Below are 20,218 nucleotides of genomic sequence, written 5' to 3'. Positions count from 1 at the left end.
ATATTGTGCCTCACCGCTGGTCGGCGCCCGCTGTGCTCGTCGCCGTTGCCCCGGGCTGCGGGGCCGGCTCGCCCGGCGGGACAGCCTGCCACGCCCCCACCGTGACCGAGGCGTCAGGGTGGAGGACCACCGCGCGCCAGGCGACCAGGCTGCCGTCCTCGGCAAAAGACAGCACGTGCAGGTAGGCGTCCTGTGTGACCGCGCCCAGGGAGGTTCCGCCCTTTCCTGCACCGGACACCAGGGCGGACACCTCGCCTCCGCTGCCCTGGCTGGTCGTCATGCCCCGCTCGGCGTGGACGTGGCCCGCCAGGAGCAGCGGTGCGCAGCCCTGGGAGATCAGGGGACCGAAGGTGGCTGGCTGGTGGATGAGCACGACGTCGCTGCCTGAGCCGGTGCAGCTGGTGGCGGCCAGCCGGGCGCCTACCTCCTCGGCGGTCTCGCCGCTGCGGGTGGTGGTCCCCGTGGCGGTGGTGCGCTCGGGATCGTCCTGCCCCAGCACCCGCAGGCCGCCGACCTCCTGGATAGTGCCGTCGGTCACCGTCCACCCCTGCGAGCGCAGCCTGGCGGCGGTGGACTCCGAGTCGTGGTTGCCGATGGTCGCGACCTTGTCCACCGTGGAGGGGACCGCCTGGCTCAGGGCGTCCACGCACAGCTGCTCCGGGTCCGATCCGGTCATGGTGAGGTCACCGTCGTCCATGTGGACGTCAGCCCCGGAGACCTCGTCCAGGACACCGGTGAAAGCGATGACGTCGAGGTTGCAGTGGAGGTCCGTGGACAGCACCGCAGTAACGGCTCCTCGCTGGGGGACGGCCCGGGCGCCGGTGGCCGGTGCGGTGGTGGAGGCAGGCTCTGGCGAGGCGCCCGGGGTAGGCGCCTGCGTACCTGTGGGGGCGGCAGAGGGTCCGGGACTCTCGTCGGGGCTCTCGGTGACGGCGGTAGCTGTCCCGGTGTCTGCGGCAGCGGTGGCCTCGGCCTCTGCGGCCCGCTGCCTGACCTGCGCGACATCGACCTGGCCGCCTGCGGCCGTGACCTCCACGGTACCGCCGGTCTCCTGGGAGACCGCCCAGGCGGTGCGCAGGCTCGCCTCCGCCTGGGAGTAGAAGGCTTCGTTGGTCTCCAGGAAGTCGGTGACACGGGGACCGTAGGCAGTCACCACGTCTGCGACGCGCCCCGAGAGGGTGGCCCCGGCCACCGGCGTCCCCTCCAGGGCCGCGAGCCTGGCCCCGTGGACAGGTGCGGAGCGCAGCGCGGGCACCAGCAGGACGGTGACGGCAGCCAGGACCGCAGCCGTGGCCGTGACGACAGGGGGACGACGCAGGAGGGCACCCCACGCGACGTGGGTGCGGCCGAGCCCCTGACCGCCCACGTCACCGACGAGGCGGCCCCATGTGGCACCGCCACTGCTCCTGGTAAGGGTCATGTGGGCGGCGGCAACCAGGCACAGCAGGACCCCCTCGACGACCCCGGCACGGCGCAGGCCGTCGTGGAGCAGCGCGTGCACGCCCCTCTGGACCGTCAGCTCGGGGTGGGTGACCAGTCCGACGTAGGAGGCAGCGTCGGAGGACAGGCTCTCCCCCAGCGCCGAGGGATCGACGACGTCGGCCTGCGTGGCCCCGGAGGGGATCTCTCCCAGGACCACCTCCACCCCCAGGGGCCCGGCGGGCGAGTCGATGGAGGCGGCTCCCAGCGGTCCCAGGTCAAGGGTGACGGTGGAGTCCAGCGTGGTGGACCAGGTGGCCTCGTGAGGTCCGACCGGGGCCGAGGCCCTGGCCGTGGCCAGCCCCACAGCCAGCGACACGACGCACGTGACCACCAGCAGCGTAGCGACACGCAGCACCGGGCGCAGCCTGGCTCCCCACCCGGGCACAGCGCCCCGGCCGTCTCTTCTCCCGCGACGTGAGCGACGGGCCGTCCCGGGGGCGCGGCGAGCCGACGAGCCGGTGCCCGGGCCCCTGAGGGCCGAGCGTCTCAGCGGCCGGGTCCGTGCCCCCATCCGGCCAGAGCAAGGACCGCTGGGAGCAGGAACAGCCCGGCCCGGGCACCCTCCCCTGGGCTCAGCCACGGCTGCCGGCTCCCGCTGCCGGGTCCCGGTGGCCCAGGGCGGGCGGTACGGGCGGTGCCAGAGACGATACCGCTGTCGGCACCGGGGTTGGTGTCGGGGCCGGTTCTGTCGTCGACAGCGTGGTCGATGCCGGGGCCGACACGGTCCTAGCAGCGCACGCGGCTGCGTCGGAGTCAGCCAAGGCGCTGCCCAGCTCTCTGGCCAGCCCTGCCACGAGCTCGGTGGTCTCCTCCCATCCGGTGACAGCGCGGCAGGCGACGCCCAGGGCCTTGACCGGGTAGTCGTTGCCACCGGGGTCCAGGCGGTCACCCACGAACAGCATCTCCGCCAGGGGGATACCGGTGGCCTGCGCCAGCTGAGTCATCCCGTAGGCCTTGTCCACCCCTTTCTGGGTGATGTCCACGCTCGTCGACCCTCCGGAACGGACCTCGAGCCCGGGCAGGCGCTCGGCCACCGCGTCACGCAGGGCGCTCTTCCTCTCACCGGCGGGGTCCCATGCCTCCTTCGCCTCCAAAGGGGCGTCCTGCCCGAGGGCGGAGAAGGTGACCTGGCTGCCGCGGTCCTCCAGGACAGGCCCCCAGGTCTGCTCCTCCCACAACCCCAGCCTGCGGGCCTCCTCCTCCACCACGGCCAGCACCTCCCGGGTCTGGCAGGCAGGCAGGTCGTTGGCGTAGACCAGCCTCCAGTCACGTCCCCCGTCGCTTCCCTCCTCGCTCTGCGGGTCGTAGATGTAGTAGCGGGTCCCACAGGTCGGCATGAGGTGGAGCCGGGACAGCTGGGCCGGGCTGGCACCCAGCCCGGCCAGGACCTGGTTGCGGAACTGGGCCACCTGGCCCCCGGAGATGACGCAGACGGGAACCACGTCCAGCAGGTCACGCAGCGCAGCAGCCATGGGTTCGGGGACGGGCGACTTGGACGGGGCGAGGGTGCCGTCAAGGTCGAATGCCACCAGCCTGGGTCCCGGCGCGGCGCCTGTCGTGTCAGGGCACGTGCCACCTGCGGCTGCGTGGTCAGCGTCTCCGGGGACAGGGGTGCGTGCGTTGCTCATGGGCGCATTGTGTCGCACCTGGGTGCACGACGTCAGAAGCGTGCGCCCAGGTCCGGTGCATGAGACAGGGTCGCGACCTGAGGCTCAGGCCTGCGCACCAGAGCCGTCGTCAGCGCTGTCAGTATCACTGCCAGTAGCGTCGGCACCACCATCGGCACCGCCGCGCAGGTGCTCGTGCGCGGCGGCCGAAGCGGCCCGGCGCGCGTCGCGGTCCTCGCGGCGGCCCCGGGAGACCAGGGAGGTGACCGACACCGCCAGCCCTCCCCAGATGATGACGACGGCCGTGAGCATGAGGGCGATAGCCGATCCTGTCATCTCGCGTCACCTCCTTCCAGGGTGTCCAGGGCCAGGGGCTCGAAGTCGTCCACAGGGGTACGCCACGGCAGGAGGGTGGTCACCGCCGTGGCCACCGCCACCAGGAACAGCACGCCCCAGCCGAAGATCGCGGTAAAGGCCAGGGAGTAGTCGTCGTAGCCGTCGCTGAGGAAGGACCACGCCGTCTGGACGAACATGTAGCCCAGGAGCACGGGGACCACGACGGCGACCAGGAGGCGCCACCAGGGGCCGATCAGCCGGGTCTCAGAGACCAGGTTGAGGTGGCGCTGCAGCAGCCCGAGCCGCCTGAGCACCAGACCGGTGCCCGCGCACATGATGATGGCCGAGGCCACTACCCCGATGTTGTTGATGTAGGCGTCCACCACGTCCAGGTCGTACAGCCCCGAGGAGGTCCCGAACAGGACGAAGGACAGCAGCGCGGCCGGGATCCCGACGGCCAGGGTGGCCCGGGGCGTGGTCAGGGCGAACTTCTCCGCCACGGAGGAGGCCACCACCTGGATGATGGAGATGAAGGACGTCAGCCCGGCCATGGAGAAGGAAGCGAAGAACAAGGTGCCGAACAGCGCCCCTCCGGGCATCTCCGAGATGACGGTCGGGAAGGTGACGAAGGACAGCATGACCCCCTGGATGCCCTCCAGCTCGGCGACGGGCACCCCCTCGCGGAAGGCCATGAAGCCCAGGGTGGCGAAGACGCCGATGCCGGCGAGGATCTCGAAGGAGGAGTTGGCGAAGGCGGCCACCATCCCCGTGCCCACCAGGTTGGAGCGGCGGCGCAGGTAGGAGGAGTAGGTCAGCATGATGCCGAACCCCACCGACAGGGAGAAGAAGATCTGCCCGAAGGCCGCCATCCACACGGTGTGGTCGCCCAGCGCGGACCACTGGGGGGTGAACAGGGCGTTGAGACCGCTGGTCGCCCCGGGCAGCACCAGGGCGCGCCCCACCAGGAGGACAAACATGGTCACCAGCAGCGGCAGGAAGATCCTGTTGGCCCTCTCCACCCCACTGGACACGCCGCGGGCGATAGTGACGATCCCGAAGACCCACACGACGAGGAGAGGGACGACCACCCCGGCCACAGGCGTGGCGGAGTAGGCCGGGGTCCCCGAGGACGACATCTCCCCCAGGCCGATGTAGTCGAAGAAGAAGCTCTGCGCGTCGTCCCCCCAGGCCGTGGTCACCGCGAAGACGGTGTAGCGCAGGGACCAGGCCACGATGACGGCGTAGTAGGACATGATGACGAAGCAGATGAGGACCTGGAACCAGCCCAGCCACTCGAAGCGGCGGGAGAGGCGGCGGAAGGCCGTGGCCGCGCTGCCCCGGAACCGGTGGCCCAGGGCGTAGTCCAGGAACAGGACAGGGATGCCCACGCACAGCAGGGCCACGATGTAGGGGACGATGAAGGCGCCTCCCCCGTTGCTGTAGGCCACCCCGGGGAAGCGCCAGATGTTCCCCAGGCCGATGGCCGACCCGACGGCCGCCATGAGGAAGCCGACCTGACCGCTCCACTGCTCGCGGCCCGGTGCCTGCTGTGGTGTCTGCGTGGTCTGCTCGGCGCCGGTGGAGGAGGTCATAGGCGTCCTTCCGTGGTGTCCCTGAGTACGGTGCCCTGGCAGGCAGGTCGGTCGCGCCTGCGGTGGGCCCGTGCAACTTAGTGGTGGCCGCCGGTCCTGTCCTGTCGCGTCCAGGATGTGGACCGCCGCTCGGCCTGTCGCAGGGCAGGGTACAGCACGGCTACCAGTCTGGCAGCCCCCCGGCTACTACCCTGGTCTCCAGGCTCCCTGTGCTCCCTGTCCCGTCCCAAGTACGGCAGCCCCGGGTGAGCAGAGGCGGCTCACGGAAGGTGGCTCGAGAAAGGACCCCCATGGCCACACCGCACATTGGCGCCCAGCCCGGCGACTTCGCCCCCTGTGTCCTCATGCCCGGGGACCCCAGGCGTGCCCAGCGCATCGCCGAGCACCTCATGCCCGACGCCCGCCTGGTCACCGACGTGCGGGGCATGCTCGGCTTCACCGGAACCGTTGGCGGCCGCCCCCTCAGTGTCATGGGCTCGGGCATGGGGCAGCCCTCGCTGACCATCTACGCCACTGAGCTGTTCCGCGACTTCGGCGTCGAGCGGATCATCCGTGTCGGCACGGCGGGGGGCGTGGCGCGCTCGGTTCAGGTCGGGGACCTGGTCGTGGCCACCGGTGCGCACACGGACTCCGCCATGAACCAGGCCCGGATCCCGGGGGTGAGCTTTAGCGCCGTCGCCGACTTCCACCTGGCCCGGGCCGCCTGCGAGGCGGCGGAGAGAGAAGGGGCGAGGCCGCACGTGGGCACCGTCATCTCCCGGGACCACTTCTACCTCACGCCCGAGGGGCAGACCGAGCGTCTGGCCGACTACGGTGTCCTGGCGGTGGAGATGGAGGCGGCGGCCCTGTACGGGGTGGCCGCCGAGCTCGGCGGGCAGGCCCTGGCCGTCCTGACCGTCTCCGACCACCTCCTGGACCACTCCCAGGACATGAGCGCGGCTGAGCGCGAGACCCGTTTCGACGGCGCGCTGCGGCTGGCCGTGGCCGCCGCGCACAGCTGAGGGGGAGCCTGGGAAGGAGACCAGGGACGCCTTACCTGCTCGGAATAACGCAAGATGACGGCACGCAACCGGTGGCACGCCCATGAGCGCGCCACCTGCGGGCACGTCGTGTCCTGAGACCGGGATATGCGCGCCGTTGCAACGAAATCTGGGGCCACACCCTGTGGAGGCATCACCCTCTGCTGCCGGTGCGCAGGGAACGGATTTACGTTAGAAGCGTCCACCTCACGGCACCACTACGGAAGGAAGCCCGCCATGACCGCCGTCGCCCAGATCACCTCCTGTTCCACCACCTCCTGCGCCTTCAACAACGGCGGCTGCACCGCCTTCGCCATCACCGTCGGCGGCGACACGGGGGCACCGTCCTGCGGCACGTTCCTCAGCCTGGACGCCCGGGGCGGCCTGGGTGTGGCTGACGCCCACGTCGGCGCCTGCCAGCGCCTGGAGTGCGTCCACAACACTGACCTCATGTGCACCGCCGAGGCCGTCCAGGTCGGGGGCGACACCGCCGCCTGCCTGTCCTACCAGGCCCGCTGAGGGCAGGTTCGCACCGCCCCGACCATCCGGGCGACCCGTGGCCGAGGTGTGGGGGCCAGCCGTACTGGCTGGCCCCTTCTGCTTGCTATGCGGTCTGCTATAAATCGGCTACTATAAATACCGGTCTTCCGCGCAGACTGGTGCGCGCACGGGGAGCACGAGGAGCAGGAGCTGCTGCCTCCATGACATGACCCCGTTTTTATGCCTCAACAGCTCAAGGACCTGACATGACCTCGCTGAGACACCACGGGTTCCAGGGCGTACGCACCTGGTACGCCTTTGGTATCGCAGGTACTCTTATCGGGTCGCTGACAACGGCTGCCCAGCCCTACCTGGTGGGCCAGGTGACGGACTCCTTCCTTGGCAGCGGGGGCTTTCCCGCAGCACTTCTGGGTGCCCTGGCTGCCGCCTTTGCTGTTGACGCCTTGGCTTCGACGAGCAGCCGACTCCTCTTCGGGCTGGCCTCGGAGCGCTTCGTGCTCAACCTGCGCAACCACCTGGCGCGCCGCGTCCTGGAGGCTCCCTACTCACAGTCGTCGTCCTACGACCGCGGTGACCTCAACAACCGGCTGGTCGAGGACATTCCCAGTGCCCAGCAGCCCTACTTCTCCACCTACCCGGACATCGTCGGCTCCGCCCTGGTGGTGATCTTCTGCTTGTCGGGGATGCTGGTCACCAGCTGGCCCCTCACCCTGGGACTGCTGGCCCTCCTGGTCGTCTGTGGCCTGCTCCTGCTTGTTGTCCTGCGCAGGCTCAACCAGGTGGCCGCCAGGTCGCGCGTGGCTGAGGCCCGCTACTCCTCGTTCCTGTATGAGGTGCTCTACAACCTTATGCCGCTCAAGGCCCTCACTGCCGAACGCTGGGCGGCCGGAGAGCTGGGCGCGCGTGCCGGTGACGCCCGCTATCTGGGTAACAGGCTCGTCGGGTACTCCTCCCTCATCCTGCCGGTGGTCAACATCGGTACCCAGCTCGGCCTAGTAGGCGTCCTGCTGGCCGGCGGGTACATGGTCACACGGGGCGAGCTGGAGACGAGCGCCCTGGTGGCCTACTTCCTTTACCTGGTTTACATGGTCTCCCCGCTGGTGTCCCTGGGTATCGCCCTGGGGGACCTGCGTGAGGCAGACGCCTCCTGGGATAGGCTGCGCGCCCTGGAGTCCACGCTGCCCCCGGAGCCCTCCCCCACTTCTCCCTCGCCCCACGCACTCTCCCCTACCCGGCTGGCAACGAGAGATGCGGCTTACACCTATCCCAGCGGCGAGACGATCCGCGTCGGCGACCTCACGCTGACCGGCCCGGGCACCTACTGCCTGGTCGGTGACAACGGTTCTGGCAAGTCCACTCTGCTCAGCCTGCTCAGCGCCCTGCGCCTGCCGACCTCGGGGACGGTCACGTGGGACGATGTCGCGGTCTCACCGCAGACCGCTCTGCAGGTACGTCAGGAGGTCCTCCTCCTGACGCAGGAGCGTGACGCCCTGAGTGTCACCGTGCGTGACAATATCTGCCTGGGACAGGCCTTCTCCGACGCAGAGATCCTCGCTCTGGCCGAGCGCCTCGGCACCCAGGACTTCTTCAGTTCTCTTCCCGACGGCCTGGACTCCGTCATCGGGGCTGAGGGCGTGGGGCTGTCCGGTGGGCAGAAGCAGCTGCTCTTCGTCATGCACGTGCTCCTGCGGCGCCCGCCTGTCGCCCTCCTCGACGAGTTCTCAGCGAATCTGGACGCCCGGACAAAGACCTTGGTCAGTGAGGAGGTCGCCCGTCTCTCCAAGTCCTCGCTGGTGCTCCTCATCACCCACGACGAGGCGCTTCTCGAGCGATTCCCCAGCCACGTCAGGCTGGAGCGGCTAGCAGCCGCACAGCCGAGCACAGCAGAAACAGAATAAGGTCGGGGCCCGGCTGCCGACGCAGGGCACGGTGGGACCAGCGCCGTCACGGCAGCCGTGGCAACAGCTGACTGACAAAGTGCCCGGTGCTCCGCCTCCTCAGCGGCCCAGGTCAGATGGCGCTGAGGAGCCAGCCACAGCCCGCCGCGGTAAGCGCCACGACAGGGGGAAGGTACTTGCGAGGGTGGCGCAGGACCTCACGCTGCGACTTCCAGTCCGTGAACGGCCGGTGCATCTCCGTGGCGGCGGCAGTCCCAGCGGCCGCGACGGCAGCCATCAGGGCTGCAGCCAGGTTGGCAGGGATACGGGGCGACCAGCCTGGGGTGAGCGTCACAGCGGCGGCGCAGGCTGCGTAGAAGACGGCGAGCTGGGCGCCGAACCGCCAGTAGGACAGCCAGGTGCGGGGGCAGGTCCTGACCGTGAGCCAGGTGCTGGGGTGCCTGGAGAAGTACGAGCTCAGCGGGGTGTTGACGACCACGAGCACGCAGCCGGGCAGCCAGGGCGAGCCGTGACGCTGGAGAGCCAGGTTGAGCACCGTCCCGGCACCGAGGAGCACGAGCGAGTTGACCTGGGTCATGGGAGAGCGCAGGAGCTCGCCCAGGACCAGGGAGGACCCGGCGAGGCGTCCTGCCCTGGGCTGCCGGGTCCTGTCGGTGCCGACCTCCGGGCCGGTGATGAGGCACAGCCCAAACGCGACCAGTGCCGTGACGGCCCCGTAGACAGGACCCGCACGGACCGCCACGACGGCGAGTGCCGCCAGCGTGGTTCCGGCCCCGAGCCGGTGCCAGGAGGACGTCGCGCTCCAGAGCAGGATGACGAAGGGCGCAGCCCCCAGGCCCAGGCAGGCCGTCACGACGACGGTGGTGGCGGTGGTGGACGAGGCACCCAGGCCTGTCAGCATGAAGACGGCCGCAGGAGCACTCACCTCAATGAGCGTGACGAGTGTGCCCACCAGGTAGACGGCGCGGGCCAGGTCCCTGGAGCGCACCGGCAGCAGCGCCATGGTGGTCCAACGTGGGCTGAGGACCCAGGTCCAGGCGATGGAGGACACCGTCCCGGCGGTCGCCAGGAGGACACCCGTGGTGACAAGGCCTCCCTCCCCCTGAGGTTCCAGCTGGTACCCCGCCCAGGCCGCGACCACTGTGAGGACCAGCCCGGACACCAGGGTGCGCCGCCCCAGAAACTGGCCGACGACCGCCTCAACGGCGACGACGCCAGGCAGCGAGCGGGGCGAGGTGCCGGACAGCGGGCGGGGCGGGGCGCTAGGCGATGAGCGAGGCGACGTCACGGGAGTCAGCGGGGGTGGGAACGGGGGCGGACAGCAGGCCGGCGGACAGGACGAGCAGGCGGGAGGTGCACCGCGTGAACGACTCCGCGACATGGGAGCTGAGCAGCACGGCCTGCCCGTGCTCCTTCGCGGCAAGTATGCGCTGGTAGAGGTACTCCGTGGCGGAGAAGTCCAGGAAGTCGACCGGCTCGTCCAGGAGGAGAATGTCCACCTGGGCATGGAAGGCCGCGATGAGGCTGGCCTTCTTGCGCGAACCACTGGACAGGCTCGCGAAGGGCGCGCCCCGGTAGCGGCCGAAGTCGAAGCCCTCGACCAGCTCGTCGAGCAGCCGCGCGCGCCGCCTGGCACCGTAGGCCCTGCCGAGGAAGCGGACAAACGTGTCCAGGGACCAGGTCGGGAACGAGGAGTCCTCGGCCAGGGCGAGGTAGCGCTGACGCTTGAACGCGGCCGTGGCCGGTGTCACCGGCCTGCCCCGGTAGCGCAGCGCCCCCACCGAGCAGCCCCGGTGCGCATCACACAACGCCTTGAGCATCGTCGTCTTGCCAGCGCCGTTGACACCAATGAGCCCCACGGCCTCACCGGAGTCGATGCTGAACGAGGCCTCCCGTACCACCGGGTTCTTCCGGTGGTACCAGGCACTGAGGTGCTCGACCTCCAGCATGTGGCTCACGCGGCCTCACCTCGCTGGTCCGACGGAGAATCGACATTCATGATGTCCACTACTAGTTGCGCACACCTAGTCTTGACGGTGGCCGCCGCCGGCACGGAGTGCGGCCACTCCGATAAAGGCAACGCCCGCCAGCAGCGACACAATCCCCAGCATGATCTCGTTGTCCATAAAATTTCTCACCGAGACCGTTACAAGTACAATACCAAGAACCAGCCTCAGAACACGCCGAGCGGGCGTGGGCTTGGTGGGTGCAGGCATGGTGCTCACCTTCCGTGCGAGCGGAGTCGAGCTGACGACTGTCGTAGCAAGTACAGGCTGCCACAACGAAGGCTGTCAGTGCACCTACCGTCCCCTTCCCAGCCGTACCTGCTAACGACCGTGGGGCTGCGTCCTAGTGGCAGGGACAGGCGGCTGCGAGGCGTGTCGCGGGTGGTCGCGAGTCCGCAGCGAGGCAGCGCCCGTGGCAGGGCCACGCGCCCTGCCACCAGCCCGCCCGGGGTCAGGGGCGCGACAGACGCCGGGGCAGGAGCTCGGCGGCCATCTGCTCCAGGTGCTGCCCGGCCTCGGCAGCCGCCTGGAGCGGTTCGGAGAAGGCAACCACCAGGGTGGTGACCTCCTCACCCGTGATGTGCATGAGGGTGGCTCCGTGCACGTCGACGTCGACGCACAGGATGCGGTCCCACAGGCTGGCGCACACGCCGACGGAAGGCCGGCTGGAGCACACCCACCCGTGAGCCTCCCCCTGGCGGACCGCGTCGCACACGGCCCGCAGCCCGAGCTGCCCCACGGCGCTGACGGCCTCGTGGGCGGCCAGGACCCCCTGGGCGCTCCACGCCCCCGAGGCTGGATGCGTAGGATGCGTCGGGACGCTGTGGGCTGCAGCGGTCCCTCCAGCCGCCTCAACACCGAGGACCTCCGACATCGTGTGGCTGGACACACCGGTCACGCAGTGGAGCATGACACGCTCGGTGGAGACGACTCCCAGGCGCCCACCGGGTGCGCCCGCCACCTGGGCGAGCCGCTCCAGGGGGTCCTCCCCCGTGATCGCGCAGTGGCAGGCGGGGGTGCGCGCCGAGTCCAGGACACCGGCGGCCTCCTCCACGCTCACCCAGGTGAGGCGGCCCAGCAGGTGGGCTGTGGCTGCGGTGATGCGCACGCCCGGCTCAGCGGCGTCCAGGGTGATGTCCACCCGCACCTCGGTGGAGGAGCCCACCGGGACCACCGCCAGGGGTGATCCGGGAGCAGGGCAGGCAGCCACCAGGACGTGCCCGTCCTTGCTCAGGGCGTGGGCCACGTAGGTCGAGGGCGCGGAGGGGTCGACGCGATAGGCCGTGACAGCCGCGCTGCCCGCGCCGGACAGGAGCCTGCGCGCAGTACGGCGGGTGCGGTCGGCCATGTGGGGAACCTTGGCGCTCCCAGCCTGGAGTGACGTCACGCGCGTGCCTTCCTGCTGTGTCCTGGGGTGTCCTGGCACGCCAGCACAACCACCCTGGTCGGAGGCCCCGACCTAGAGGTGAGGCTACCCTCAGCGGCTGTTTCTTTCTAGCCCTGGTCCGCTGTGTGGACGTAGAGACCGTCTCAGGCTCGCCGCCTCGGGCACGGGAACCCGGCGCCCAGGCAGTGCCCGCTCCCAGCATCTCCCGGTCGTGCCGCTCCCCCAGCCTGTGTCGGACCCGCCACATACACACATAAGGCCGAGCGCACCAGCCCGGCCTGACCCCCGTGGGTGGAGCTAAGGGGATTCGAACCCCTGACCTCTTCCATGCCATGGAAGCGCGCTACCAACTGCGCCATAGCCCCGACACCCGCAGCAGCCCCTACGCAGGGCCAGATACCACAGGTGGTGGAGCTAGGGGGATTCGAACCCCCGACCTCTTCCATGCCATGGAAGCGCGCTACCAACTGCGCCATAGCCCCGTCGGGACGCCCACCCACACGGGCGACACAGGCAACTGTATGAAGGCAAGGCCCGTCAGGCAAATCCGCCTGGTATGGCCTATCTCTCAGCCCCCGGCTGCCTCCACCGGGCTCTCAGTGCTCCCAGTCCCAGGGTGCTCAGGCCTGGTGCACCTGCGGGAACAGGTCCCACCCCTGGAGCGCCCACCCGGGCTCGTGCTTCTGTGTCTGTAGCCTCGCGTAGTGCCCGTTGGCCATGCCGCGCAGGCCGAACCACGTCGTGGGGTCCAGCCCCAGCAGGTGGCAGACTCCCAGGCGGGTGGCCGAGCCGTGCGAGACCACCACGACCACGTCCCCGTCAGCCGCGCCCCCGTCAGTCATGTCCGCGCGACCAGGCACCACCAGCTCGGCGACTGCCGCGCCGACGCGCCGGGCGACCTGGTCTCTTGCCTCCACACCCACCTCAGGCACGTCGCGCCCTTCCCGCCAGCGACGGTACAGGTCGGGCCACCCCGCCTTGATCTGCTTGCGGGTGAGCCCCTCCCACTGCCCGAAGGAGCGCTCCGCGACCCTGGCCTCAGTCTCGACGGGCAGCCCCACCTCCTGGGCCAGGACCTGAGCCGTGGCCCAGGCACGGCCCAGCGGGGAGGAGACGATCCGGGTCGGTCCCAAGGCCGCGACGGCGGCAGCGGCCTGGCGCGCCTGCTGCGCACCGGTGTCGTTGAGGGGGACGTCCACCTGGCCCTGGACGCGCCCGGCCAGGTTGTAGTCGGTCTGGCCGTGGCGCCACAGGACGACCTCTATCACCTCTGCTCCTCAGGAGCCTGCCCCGCGTCGAAGCCTGGTCCAGCCTCGTCCGGCAGCGCGATGAGAGGGCAGTCCTTCCACAGGCGCTCCAGGCCGTAGAACTCCCGGTCCTCCTCCCGGAGCACGTGGACGACCAGGTCGCCGTAGTCAAGCAGCACCCAGCGGGCCTCGCTCAGCCCCTCCCGGGCACGGCGCACCGCACCCGCGCCGTGCAGGGCCTCATCGACGGCGTCAACGACCGCACGCACCTGCCGGTCGTTGGAGGCCGTGAGGACGAGGAAGACGTCCGTCAGGCCGAGACGCTGGGAGACGTCGATGGCAACTGCCCCGTACCCCTTGCGGTCGGCAGCGGCACGTGCTGCGGTGAGGGTCAGCCCCACGGCGTGGTCACTGGCGCTGGCTGGCACGGATCTCCTTTCTCCTCCTCCGGGACCCCTCGGGGACCTCCGGCGTTCACAGGAGCCGACTGGCGTCCGCGGCCCTGCCCGCCAGCGCCGCAGACCCTGTGGCCTCAGAGCTGCCCCCCGTCTGGGACACGATGAACCAGACCACTGCGGCGACGACCAGGACGACGACCAGGACGATCAGGGCGATCAGCAGGACCCGTCCTGTCCGCGAGGGCTCCTGCGCCGAGGAGTCCTCCAGGGCGACAGCACTGCGTGGCGCGGCGACGGTGTCCCACTCGGTGGAGGTGAAGGCACCCGCAGCAGCCTCCTGCGCCCTGTCAGAGCCGGGCTGGTCGGGGAGGCTGTAGGGGCTCACTGGCTGACCGGCGGCGGCCTCGGCAGCAGAGGCGTCCTGGCGCAGTGAGGGCCACTGAGGAGCGTCGTCCTCGAAGTCCGTGGCGATGTCCGCAGGAATCACACTGGTCTCGTCCTCAAAGGTCACCGCGTCCGCAGCCGGGAACGGGCCGCCAACCGGCTGCTGCCCAGCCTCCTCGTCCGAGCCCACCGGTTGCACGGCGCTGAGCTCACCGGTGGAGGCGTTGACCGTGCGCACGCCCTGGGCCGCCGCCGGGATCCGCACGATAGGACGGCGCACTGCCGAGGAGGGCGCGGAGGCCGCACCCGCAGCCTGTCCCTGCCCGCCGCTCGTCGGCTGCACCGAGGACGCCTCCGCCCCGCCCTGGAGCCGGGTGGAGGCGTCGGGCCTGGCAGGGGTACCTGCGGGACCCGCAGCCCCCTGGGAAGCCTCGTAGTCACCATAGCCAGCGTCGTAGCCAGCGTCACTGGAGCCACCAGCACCATAGCCACCCGGGCGTCCGTAGCCGCCATAGCTTCCGTAGCGCTCGCCGCCGTCTTCACTGACCTCGCCGTCCTGACCACCCTGGGACGGCCCCTGCCAGGCGGCAGAGTCCGAGGCAGGCTGGGCAGCGGCACCTCCTGGGCTGGCACCAGCCTGCGCCCCCGGAGCCGACGCGCCGTCACCGCCGACACCACCAGAATAGCCGCCAGAGGCTGCCCCCGCCCCGGGCACCATCGGCGTCTGACCGGTCTCCAGCCGCTCACGCAGCGAGGCCCGTGCCGGGACCGGGGCGGGACCCGAGTCCTCCTCTGGGGCGGACCACTGCCCCTCGGCCACGATCGGCAGGTCAACGGCGTCCATGAGCCCCGTGGGGATCTCTGACAGGGCGACCGCCTCATCCGCCGTCAACGCCCGCCAGCTGGGCGAGCCCTCTGCGCCAGGAGCCTGGTCGGCAGCACCGCCCGGGACGGCACCGCTGTCAGCAGGGCCACCAGGGCCGCCGGGTTCACCGCCCTGCGGCTGCCTCCCCTGAGGGTCTGGCTGGAAACCCGTTCCCGCCCCCGAGGACGCGGCAGACGTCGCGGGAGCGGCCAGGTCGAACCAGTCTGACTGGCCCCCAGGCCCCTCGGCAGCACCGCCCCCAGGCACCCCCCCGGCCCCGGGGTGCTCATCACCCTGAAAGGCATCCTGGGCACCTGCCACCGCAGCACCTGTGAGGGACTGGTCCGCCTCGGAGGCCTGCTCCTGCGGGTCCTGCTCCTCCTGCGGTGCCGTACTGGTGACACCGCTGCCGCTGTCAGCAGACTGGGTACGGTCCTCGACAACCGGCTGCTCCGCCAGCGGGTCCTGGAGTGCGCGGGCCTGCTCCTCGGTGATCTCACCTGCCTCGACCGCAGCCTGCAGCGCCTTGGCCTCCTCCCGCAAGCGCCGCATCTCACGACGGGTCAGGAGCGGCTGCTGCCCGGTCAGGATCGCCTCCCGCTCGGCAGCCCTCTCCGCCTGGCGGATGGCACGTCGGCTGCTACGTGGAGCCCGCCGCGCGCCCTCCGTCGTCTCGTCTGACGTAGGGCTGCTGACGCCGGTCTGGTCAGTGCTCACCGTCGTTCTCCTTCCTCAGGGACTGCTCGCGGGCCACCCGCGCCGTCATCGACGTCGTCGACGACGGACGCAGGGCCATACGATAGAGCCCGTACTTCCGGATGTACTGCACGACGCCGTCCGGGACCAGGTACCACACGGGCTCTCCCCGTCCAACCCGCTGACGGCAGTCGGTTGACGAGATGGCCATGGCGGGCACCTCCACCAGGGAGATACGGTCCTGAGGCACTCCTGAGCCTGTCAGGACGTGGCCGGGCCTGGTCACGCCGACCAGGTGCGCCAGGTCGAAGATCTCCCCACTGTCCTTCCAGGTGAGGATCTGCGCCAGGGCGTCCGCACCCGTGATGAAGTACAGCTCCGCCCCAGGATACTCTGCCCCGATGTCGTGGAGAGTGTCAATGGTGTAGGTGGTACCGCCCCGGTCGATGTCCACCCGGGAGACGGTGAAGCGCGGGTTGGACGCCGTGGCGATGACCGTCATGAGGTAGCGGTGCTCCGCCGGAGAGACACGCCTGTCCCGTTTGTAGGGCTGCGCCCAGGTGGGGACGAAGAGCACCTCGTCCAGGCCGAAGACGTTCTGGACCTCGCTGGCAGCCACGAGGTGACCGTGGTGGATCGGGTCGAAGGTTCCGCCCATGACGCCGATGCGCAGCGGGCGTTCAGGCGCGCTCAAGCCCTGTGCCTCGCATCACTACTGGCGGTCACGTCTGCCTCTCCTCTGCCGGTACGGGTACGTGCAGCTGCTGGACATACTGCCATGAGGCGCACCGCTCGTGGGCCTTCGCAACGCCCGGAGCGAATCGCCCCGGCTGGCGCGGCCCGCACCAGGCCCTCCCACCCGGCACCCATAGGTCCTATGACACAATCGAGATCTACTTAAAGATAAGAGCTTTCTCATCTGTCCCTCATCGTGGTCTCGCCCAGCCTTGACAGCCTTGTCTCATGAACGTCCCCTGCCTGTCTGCCGACGGGTGGGCAGACCTGCCCGACGGGGAGACAACGAGGGAGAGAAGCACGCCGATGCTAACCACGACGCCAGACACGACGGCGACTGCGGCACTAGCCGTGCCGTCTGCACAGACGGCGGCCACGACCACCGCACCAACCGCAACCACCGCACCGATCAGGGTGATGCTCTACAGCCACGACGCCCTGGGGCTGGGCCACCTCAGGCGCAACCTGGCGCTGGCCCACCACCTGGCCCGGCTGCTTCCCGGCCTGACCGGCCAGGAGGTCACCGGCATGGTGGTCACCGGGCTCCCACCGGCCGAGGACTACACCCTGCCACCCGGCTTCGACTGGCTCGTCCTGCCGGGCGTGGCCAAGTCAAGCAACGGCTACCAGCCTCGCCACCTGCGCATCACCAGGAGCCACCTGGGCCAGCTGCGCTCCCAGATGCTGGGCGCGGCGGTCACAGCCTTCGCCCCGGACCTGGTCATCATCGACAGACACCCCTACGGGGTGCGCCACGAGCTGCGGGAGCCACTGCGCACACTGCGGCGCGAGCGCCCCTCCGCCCGGGTGGTCCTCGGGCTGCGCGAGGTCCTCGACACCCCCCGGACCCTGGTCCGCGAGTGGGACAGCCTGGGGTCAGCCTCGCAGATGAGGCGCCTGATCGACCAGGTCTGGGTGTACGGCGACCCGGAGGTCCACAACATCATCTCCACCGGAGAGAGCCCCTGGGCGCTCAACGACCGTGTGTGCTTCACCGGCTACCTGGCCCACGGGCGGCAGGCCGTGGAGGCCCGTCCCGAGCACGCTGACCGCCCATTCGTGCTGACCACGGTGGGTGGCGGCTCGGACGGCTACACGCTCCTTCGGGCTGCCGTGTCCATGACCCCACCCCCAGGTCACGACCACGTCGTGGTCGCCGGCCCCCAGATGAGCGAGGAGGAGCTGCGGCAGGCTGAGGACTCAGCCGGCCCTCGGACCCGGGTGCGGCGCTCGCTGCCGGGAATGAGCCACCACATCGCTGAGGCCGCCGCTGTCATCGCGATGGCTGGCTACAACACGGTCTGCGAGATCCTGGCCACCTCTACCCCGGCGCTGCTGGTTCCCCGCGAGGTGCCCCGTCAGGAGCAGGCCATCCGTGCCAGGGCCCTGTCGCGGGCAGGCGCGCTGGACCACCTGGACCTGGGTTCCCTGACTCCTGAGGCCCTGAGCCGGTGGGCCGCCCAGGCCGTAGAAGGCCGGCAGGACCGTGAGCACCTCGACCTTGACGGCCTGAGCAGCGTGCCCCGGCTCGCCAGCTCTCTCCTGGCCTCCCCGACATGCCGGGACGGACTCGTGCGTACGTCTGCGGCTGCCGTGGCCCTCCCGGCAGAAGGAGCTCGTGCCTCATGAAGCGCATCGGCTACGTCCTCAAGGTCTACCCCCGCTTCTCCGAGACCTTCGTCGTCACGGAGATCCTGGCCCGCGAGGCCCTGGGGGACGACCTGTCCATCTACGCGCTGCGCCCCACCACGGACGCACGCTTCCACCCCGAGATCGCCAGGGTCCGGGCCAGGGTGCAGTGGGTGAGCCGCCCGCTCAAGGCCAGCGACATGTGGGCCCAGCTCACCGGCTACCTGGCCAGCGAGGAGGAGCGGGAGCGTTTTGCCCAGATCATGCCGGTCCTGGCGACCCTGCCTGGCGACGAGGTGGCACAGGGCGTCGAGCTGGCCAGCAGGGTGCGTGCCGACGGCATCACCCACCTGCACGCGCACTTCGCCTCCCTGTCCGCCCGCGTCACCTGGATCGCCTCCACCCTGACCGGCGTGCCCTACACGGTCACGACCCACGCCAAGGACATCTACCACAACTCGGTGGACCCCCAGTGGCTGCGTCGGGTGTGCACCGACGCCGAGAGAGTCATCGCCATCAGCCAGTACAACGAGGCCCACCTGCGCACCCTGCTGGCGGGCACAGGCGCGACAGTCTCCCTGCGCTACAACGCCCTGGAGCTGGAGCGCTTCCCCTACTCGCCCCCGACCCGGCCGACCCTCCCCCTCCAGGTCGCTGCCGTGGGCCGCCTGGTGCCCAAGAAGGGGTTTGCCGACCTGGTCGATGCCGTCAGGCTCCTGGCCGACGCCTCGGTCCCGGTCCAGCTGGACATCGCCGGGGACGGGGAGGAGCGCGACAATCTTGAGTCCCAGGTCACCGAGCTGGGCCTCAGTGGCCAGGTGCGCCTGCTCGGGCCGATGACCCAGGCCGAGGTGCGCTGCCTGCTGTCCCGCTGCGACGTGTTCGCCGCGCCGTGCGTCGAGGCCGAGGACGGCAACATTGACGGCCTGCCCACGGTGGTGCTGGAGGCGATGGCCTCAGGGACCCCTGTGGTCGCCACCGCCGTCTCCGGCCTGCCGGAAGTGGTGCGCGACGGGGAGACCGGTGTGCTGCTGCCGCCGGGCAGCCCCGGCGATCTGGCCCGGGCGCTGCACAGGATCGCTGACGGCACGACCGACACCCTCAAGCTGGCGCAGGGCGCGCGCGCCCTCATTGAGGAGCAGTTCGACTCCCGCCACCAGGCTGCGGCGCTGTCAGCCTGGCAGTCCGACAGCTGGGGAGGAGCATGATGCGAGTCGCCTACATCTGTCTTGACCCCGGGATCCCCGTCTTCGGGACCAAGGGGGCCTCGGTCCACGTCCAGGAGGTCCTGCGCGAGCTGCGGGCACTGGGGCACGACGTCGTCCTCTACACGGCACGCCTGGGCGAGCACGTACCCGATGACCTCACGGACCTGCCGGTGCGCACCGTGGAGGTGACCGGAGCCACCACCGCGGAGCGTGAGCAGGCGCAGGGCCGGGCGGCCCAGCAGGTGGCCCAGATGGTGGCCGCCGACGGCGCCGACCTGGTCTATGAGCGCTACTCCCTGTTCAGCGACACCCTGGCCCGTGTCGTCACCGGCTCGGAGACGATCTCCGGCGTCCTGGAGGTCAACTCTCCCCTCGTGGAGGAGCAGCGTCAGCACCGTGAGCTGGTGGACCAGGAGCGTGCCTGGGATGTCCTCGCCGCCCAGGTGGGCGCCGCCTCGGCCACCGCCTGCGTCTCGGAGCCGGTCGCCGCCTGGGTGCGGCAGCACGCGCGAGCCGCCGACCCCGGTCACGCCGACGCGGGGAGCAGGCGGGTCATCACCGTGCCCAACGGCGTCAGCGTGCGCCGTATCCAGCCTCAGCCGGAGGACCCCCACCAGGTGGTGGTGACCTTCGTGGGCACGCTCAAGCCCTGGCACGGGGTGAGCGACCTGCTCTCGGCCGCCTCCCTGGCCCAGGTCCCGTGGAGCCTGAGGATCATCGGTTCCGGCCCCCAGATGCCAGCCCTGCGGTCACAGGCGGCCGAGCTGGGCCTGGACGTCGACTTCCGCGGTGCCGTCGCCCCCCAGGACATGCCCGACCACCTGGCCGGGTCGGCAATCGGAGTGGCCCCCTACCCGGACCTGGGCGGGGAGGAGCAGCAGTACTTCTCCCCCCTCAAGGTCCTGGAGTACCTGGCCTGCGGGCTGCCGGTCGTGGCCTCAGCCGTGGGGCAGGTGCCCCAGCTGCTGGAGGGGCTGGGCACCCTGGTGCCGCCCTCGGACCCCCACAGCCTGGCACAAGCCATCGACGCCCTGGCCGCAGACCCCTCCCAGCGCGCCCAGGTGGGCGCGCTGGGACGCCGCCGGGCGGAGCAGCGCCACTCGTGGGCGGGCGTGGTCGCCACCATCCTGGACGCTGCGGGGGTAGGCCGTGCCTGAGCAGCCAGTACCTGACAGCACCCCGGGGCGTGGCAGCGACGACAACGCCCAGCACGCTGCCCGGCGCGACA

16 protein-coding genes, 2 tRNA genes and 2 pseudogenes are annotated in these 20,218 nt (G+C 70.4%); 6 read left to right on the top strand and 14 right to left on the bottom strand.

Annotated features, from left to right (window positions below; translation table 11 throughout):
• Nucleotides 1-10 precede the first annotated feature (10 nt).
• From CWS50_RS04635 to CWS50_RS04620, 4 genes and pseudogenes are all read right to left on the bottom strand, one after another.
• Entirely contained in the window at nucleotides 11-1,837 is a 1,827-nt protein-coding gene (locus tag CWS50_RS04635; protein WP_127841839.1) for a metallophosphoesterase family protein, read from the bottom strand.
• A 391-nt stretch (nucleotides 1,838-2,228) separates the two neighbouring features.
• Nucleotides 2,229-3,128: pseudogene (locus CWS50_RS04630) on the bottom strand (HAD hydrolase family protein); the annotation flags it as partial.
• Nucleotides 3,129-3,275: 147 nt separating this feature from the next.
• Nucleotides 3,276-3,425: pseudogene (locus tag CWS50_RS13445) on the bottom strand (methionine/alanine import family NSS transporter small subunit); the annotation flags it as partial.
• The gene (locus tag CWS50_RS04620; protein WP_127841836.1) at nucleotides 3,422-5,017 is read right to left on the bottom strand and encodes a sodium-dependent transporter; all 1,596 of its coding nucleotides are present in this window, start codon (nucleotides 5,015-5,017) and stop codon (nucleotides 3,422-3,424) included. The pseudogene CWS50_RS13445 and the gene CWS50_RS04620, both read right to left, overlap by 4 nt.
• Before the next feature lie 290 nt (nucleotides 5,018-5,307).
• Here CWS50_RS04620 and deoD point away from each other — a divergent pair, with 290 nt between their 5' ends.
• The 3 genes from deoD to CWS50_RS04605 all read left to right on the top strand — a co-directional run bounded on the left by deoD (nucleotide 5,308) and on the right by CWS50_RS04605 (nucleotide 8,435).
• Nucleotides 5,308-6,018 carry a purine-nucleoside phosphorylase gene (gene deoD / locus CWS50_RS04615; protein ID WP_127841835.1) on the top strand — a complete coding sequence of 237 codons (711 nt, stop codon included), beginning with the start codon at nucleotides 5,308-5,310 and terminating at the stop codon, nucleotides 6,016-6,018.
• 255 nt (nucleotides 6,019-6,273) lie between these two features.
• A complete protein-coding gene (locus tag CWS50_RS04610) occupies nucleotides 6,274-6,555 on the top strand; it encodes a DUF1540 domain-containing protein (protein ID WP_119836027.1) in 282 nt (93 codons plus the stop codon).
• A gap of 227 nt (nucleotides 6,556-6,782) precedes the next feature.
• Nucleotides 6,783-8,435 (top strand): ABC transporter transmembrane domain-containing protein, encoded by a 1,653-nt coding sequence (locus tag CWS50_RS04605; protein ID WP_127841834.1) that lies wholly within the window; start codon nucleotides 6,783-6,785, stop codon nucleotides 8,433-8,435.
• A 112-nt stretch (nucleotides 8,436-8,547) separates the two neighbouring features.
• On the opposite strand, the gene CWS50_RS04600 is transcribed toward CWS50_RS04605, so the two are convergent.
• The 10 genes from CWS50_RS04600 to nadD all read right to left on the bottom strand — a co-directional run bounded on the left by CWS50_RS04600 (nucleotide 8,548) and on the right by nadD (nucleotide 16,112).
• Complete coding sequence (locus CWS50_RS04600; RefSeq protein WP_127841833.1) at nucleotides 8,548-9,723, bottom strand: hypothetical protein; 1,176 nt, start codon at nucleotides 9,721-9,723, stop codon at nucleotides 8,548-8,550.
• Entirely contained in the window at nucleotides 9,698-10,384 is a 687-nt protein-coding gene (locus CWS50_RS04595) for an ABC transporter ATP-binding protein (RefSeq protein ID WP_127843250.1), read from the bottom strand. Before CWS50_RS04595 ends, CWS50_RS04600 begins: the two co-directional genes overlap by 26 nt.
• A 75-nt stretch (nucleotides 10,385-10,459) precedes the next feature.
• Nucleotides 10,460-10,651, bottom strand: a complete 192-nt coding sequence (locus CWS50_RS04590) for a hypothetical protein (protein WP_127841832.1) — start codon at nucleotides 10,649-10,651, stop codon at nucleotides 10,460-10,462.
• Between the two features lie 241 nt (nucleotides 10,652-10,892).
• Nucleotides 10,893-11,789 carry a hypothetical protein gene (locus CWS50_RS04585; RefSeq protein ID WP_127841831.1) on the bottom strand — a complete coding sequence of 299 codons (897 nt, stop codon included), beginning with the start codon at nucleotides 11,787-11,789 and terminating at the stop codon, nucleotides 10,893-10,895.
• A gap of 331 nt (nucleotides 11,790-12,120) precedes the next feature.
• Nucleotides 12,121-12,193: transfer RNA gene (locus CWS50_RS04580), tRNA-Ala, on the bottom strand.
• 41 nt (nucleotides 12,194-12,234) lie between these two features.
• Nucleotides 12,235-12,310, bottom strand: a tRNA-Ala gene (locus tag CWS50_RS04575).
• A gap of 138 nt (nucleotides 12,311-12,448) precedes the next feature.
• Entirely contained in the window at nucleotides 12,449-13,096 is a 648-nt protein-coding gene (locus CWS50_RS04570) for a histidine phosphatase family protein (protein WP_127841830.1), read from the bottom strand.
• Nucleotides 13,093-13,503 carry a ribosome silencing factor gene (gene rsfS, locus CWS50_RS04565; RefSeq protein ID WP_127841829.1) on the bottom strand — a complete coding sequence of 137 codons (411 nt, stop codon included), beginning with the start codon at nucleotides 13,501-13,503 and terminating at the stop codon, nucleotides 13,093-13,095. Before rsfS ends, CWS50_RS04570 begins: the two co-directional genes overlap by 4 nt.
• A gap of 46 nt (nucleotides 13,504-13,549) precedes the next feature.
• Complete coding sequence (locus CWS50_RS13440) at nucleotides 13,550-15,439, bottom strand: hypothetical protein (RefSeq protein WP_243118464.1); 1,890 nt, start codon at nucleotides 15,437-15,439, stop codon at nucleotides 13,550-13,552.
• A complete protein-coding gene (nadD, locus tag CWS50_RS04555; protein ID WP_127841828.1) occupies nucleotides 15,429-16,112 on the bottom strand; it encodes a nicotinate-nucleotide adenylyltransferase in 684 nt (227 codons plus the stop codon). The genes CWS50_RS13440 and nadD overlap by 11 nt, the downstream gene beginning before the upstream one ends.
• Nucleotides 16,113-16,570: 458 nt before the next feature.
• On the opposite strand from nadD, the gene CWS50_RS04550 reads away from it, so the two are divergent.
• The 3 genes from CWS50_RS04550 to CWS50_RS04540 are packed head-to-tail and all read left to right on the top strand — an operon-like array spanning nucleotide 16,571 to nucleotide 20,147.
• The gene (locus CWS50_RS04550) at nucleotides 16,571-17,782 is read left to right on the top strand and encodes a glycosyltransferase family protein (protein ID WP_243118509.1); all 1,212 of its coding nucleotides are present in this window, start codon (nucleotides 16,571-16,573) and stop codon (nucleotides 17,780-17,782) included.
• Nucleotides 17,779-18,990, top strand: a complete 1,212-nt coding sequence (locus tag CWS50_RS04545; RefSeq protein WP_127841827.1) for a glycosyltransferase — start codon at nucleotides 17,779-17,781, stop codon at nucleotides 18,988-18,990. The genes CWS50_RS04550 and CWS50_RS04545 overlap by 4 nt, the downstream gene beginning before the upstream one ends.
• Nucleotides 18,990-20,147, top strand: a complete 1,158-nt coding sequence (locus CWS50_RS04540; protein WP_127843248.1) for a glycosyltransferase family 4 protein — start codon at nucleotides 18,990-18,992, stop codon at nucleotides 20,145-20,147. The genes CWS50_RS04545 and CWS50_RS04540 overlap by 1 nt, the downstream gene beginning before the upstream one ends.
• The last annotated feature ends 71 nt before the right edge of the window (nucleotides 20,148-20,218 follow it).

Source organism: Actinomyces wuliandei, from assembly GCF_004010955.1.
In the GTDB taxonomy this organism is placed as follows: domain Bacteria; phylum Actinomycetota; class Actinomycetes; order Actinomycetales; family Actinomycetaceae; genus Actinomyces; species Actinomyces wuliandei.
The sequence above is the reverse complement of the archived record's forward strand: the minus strand, read 5'-3'. Positions and strand labels throughout refer to the sequence as shown.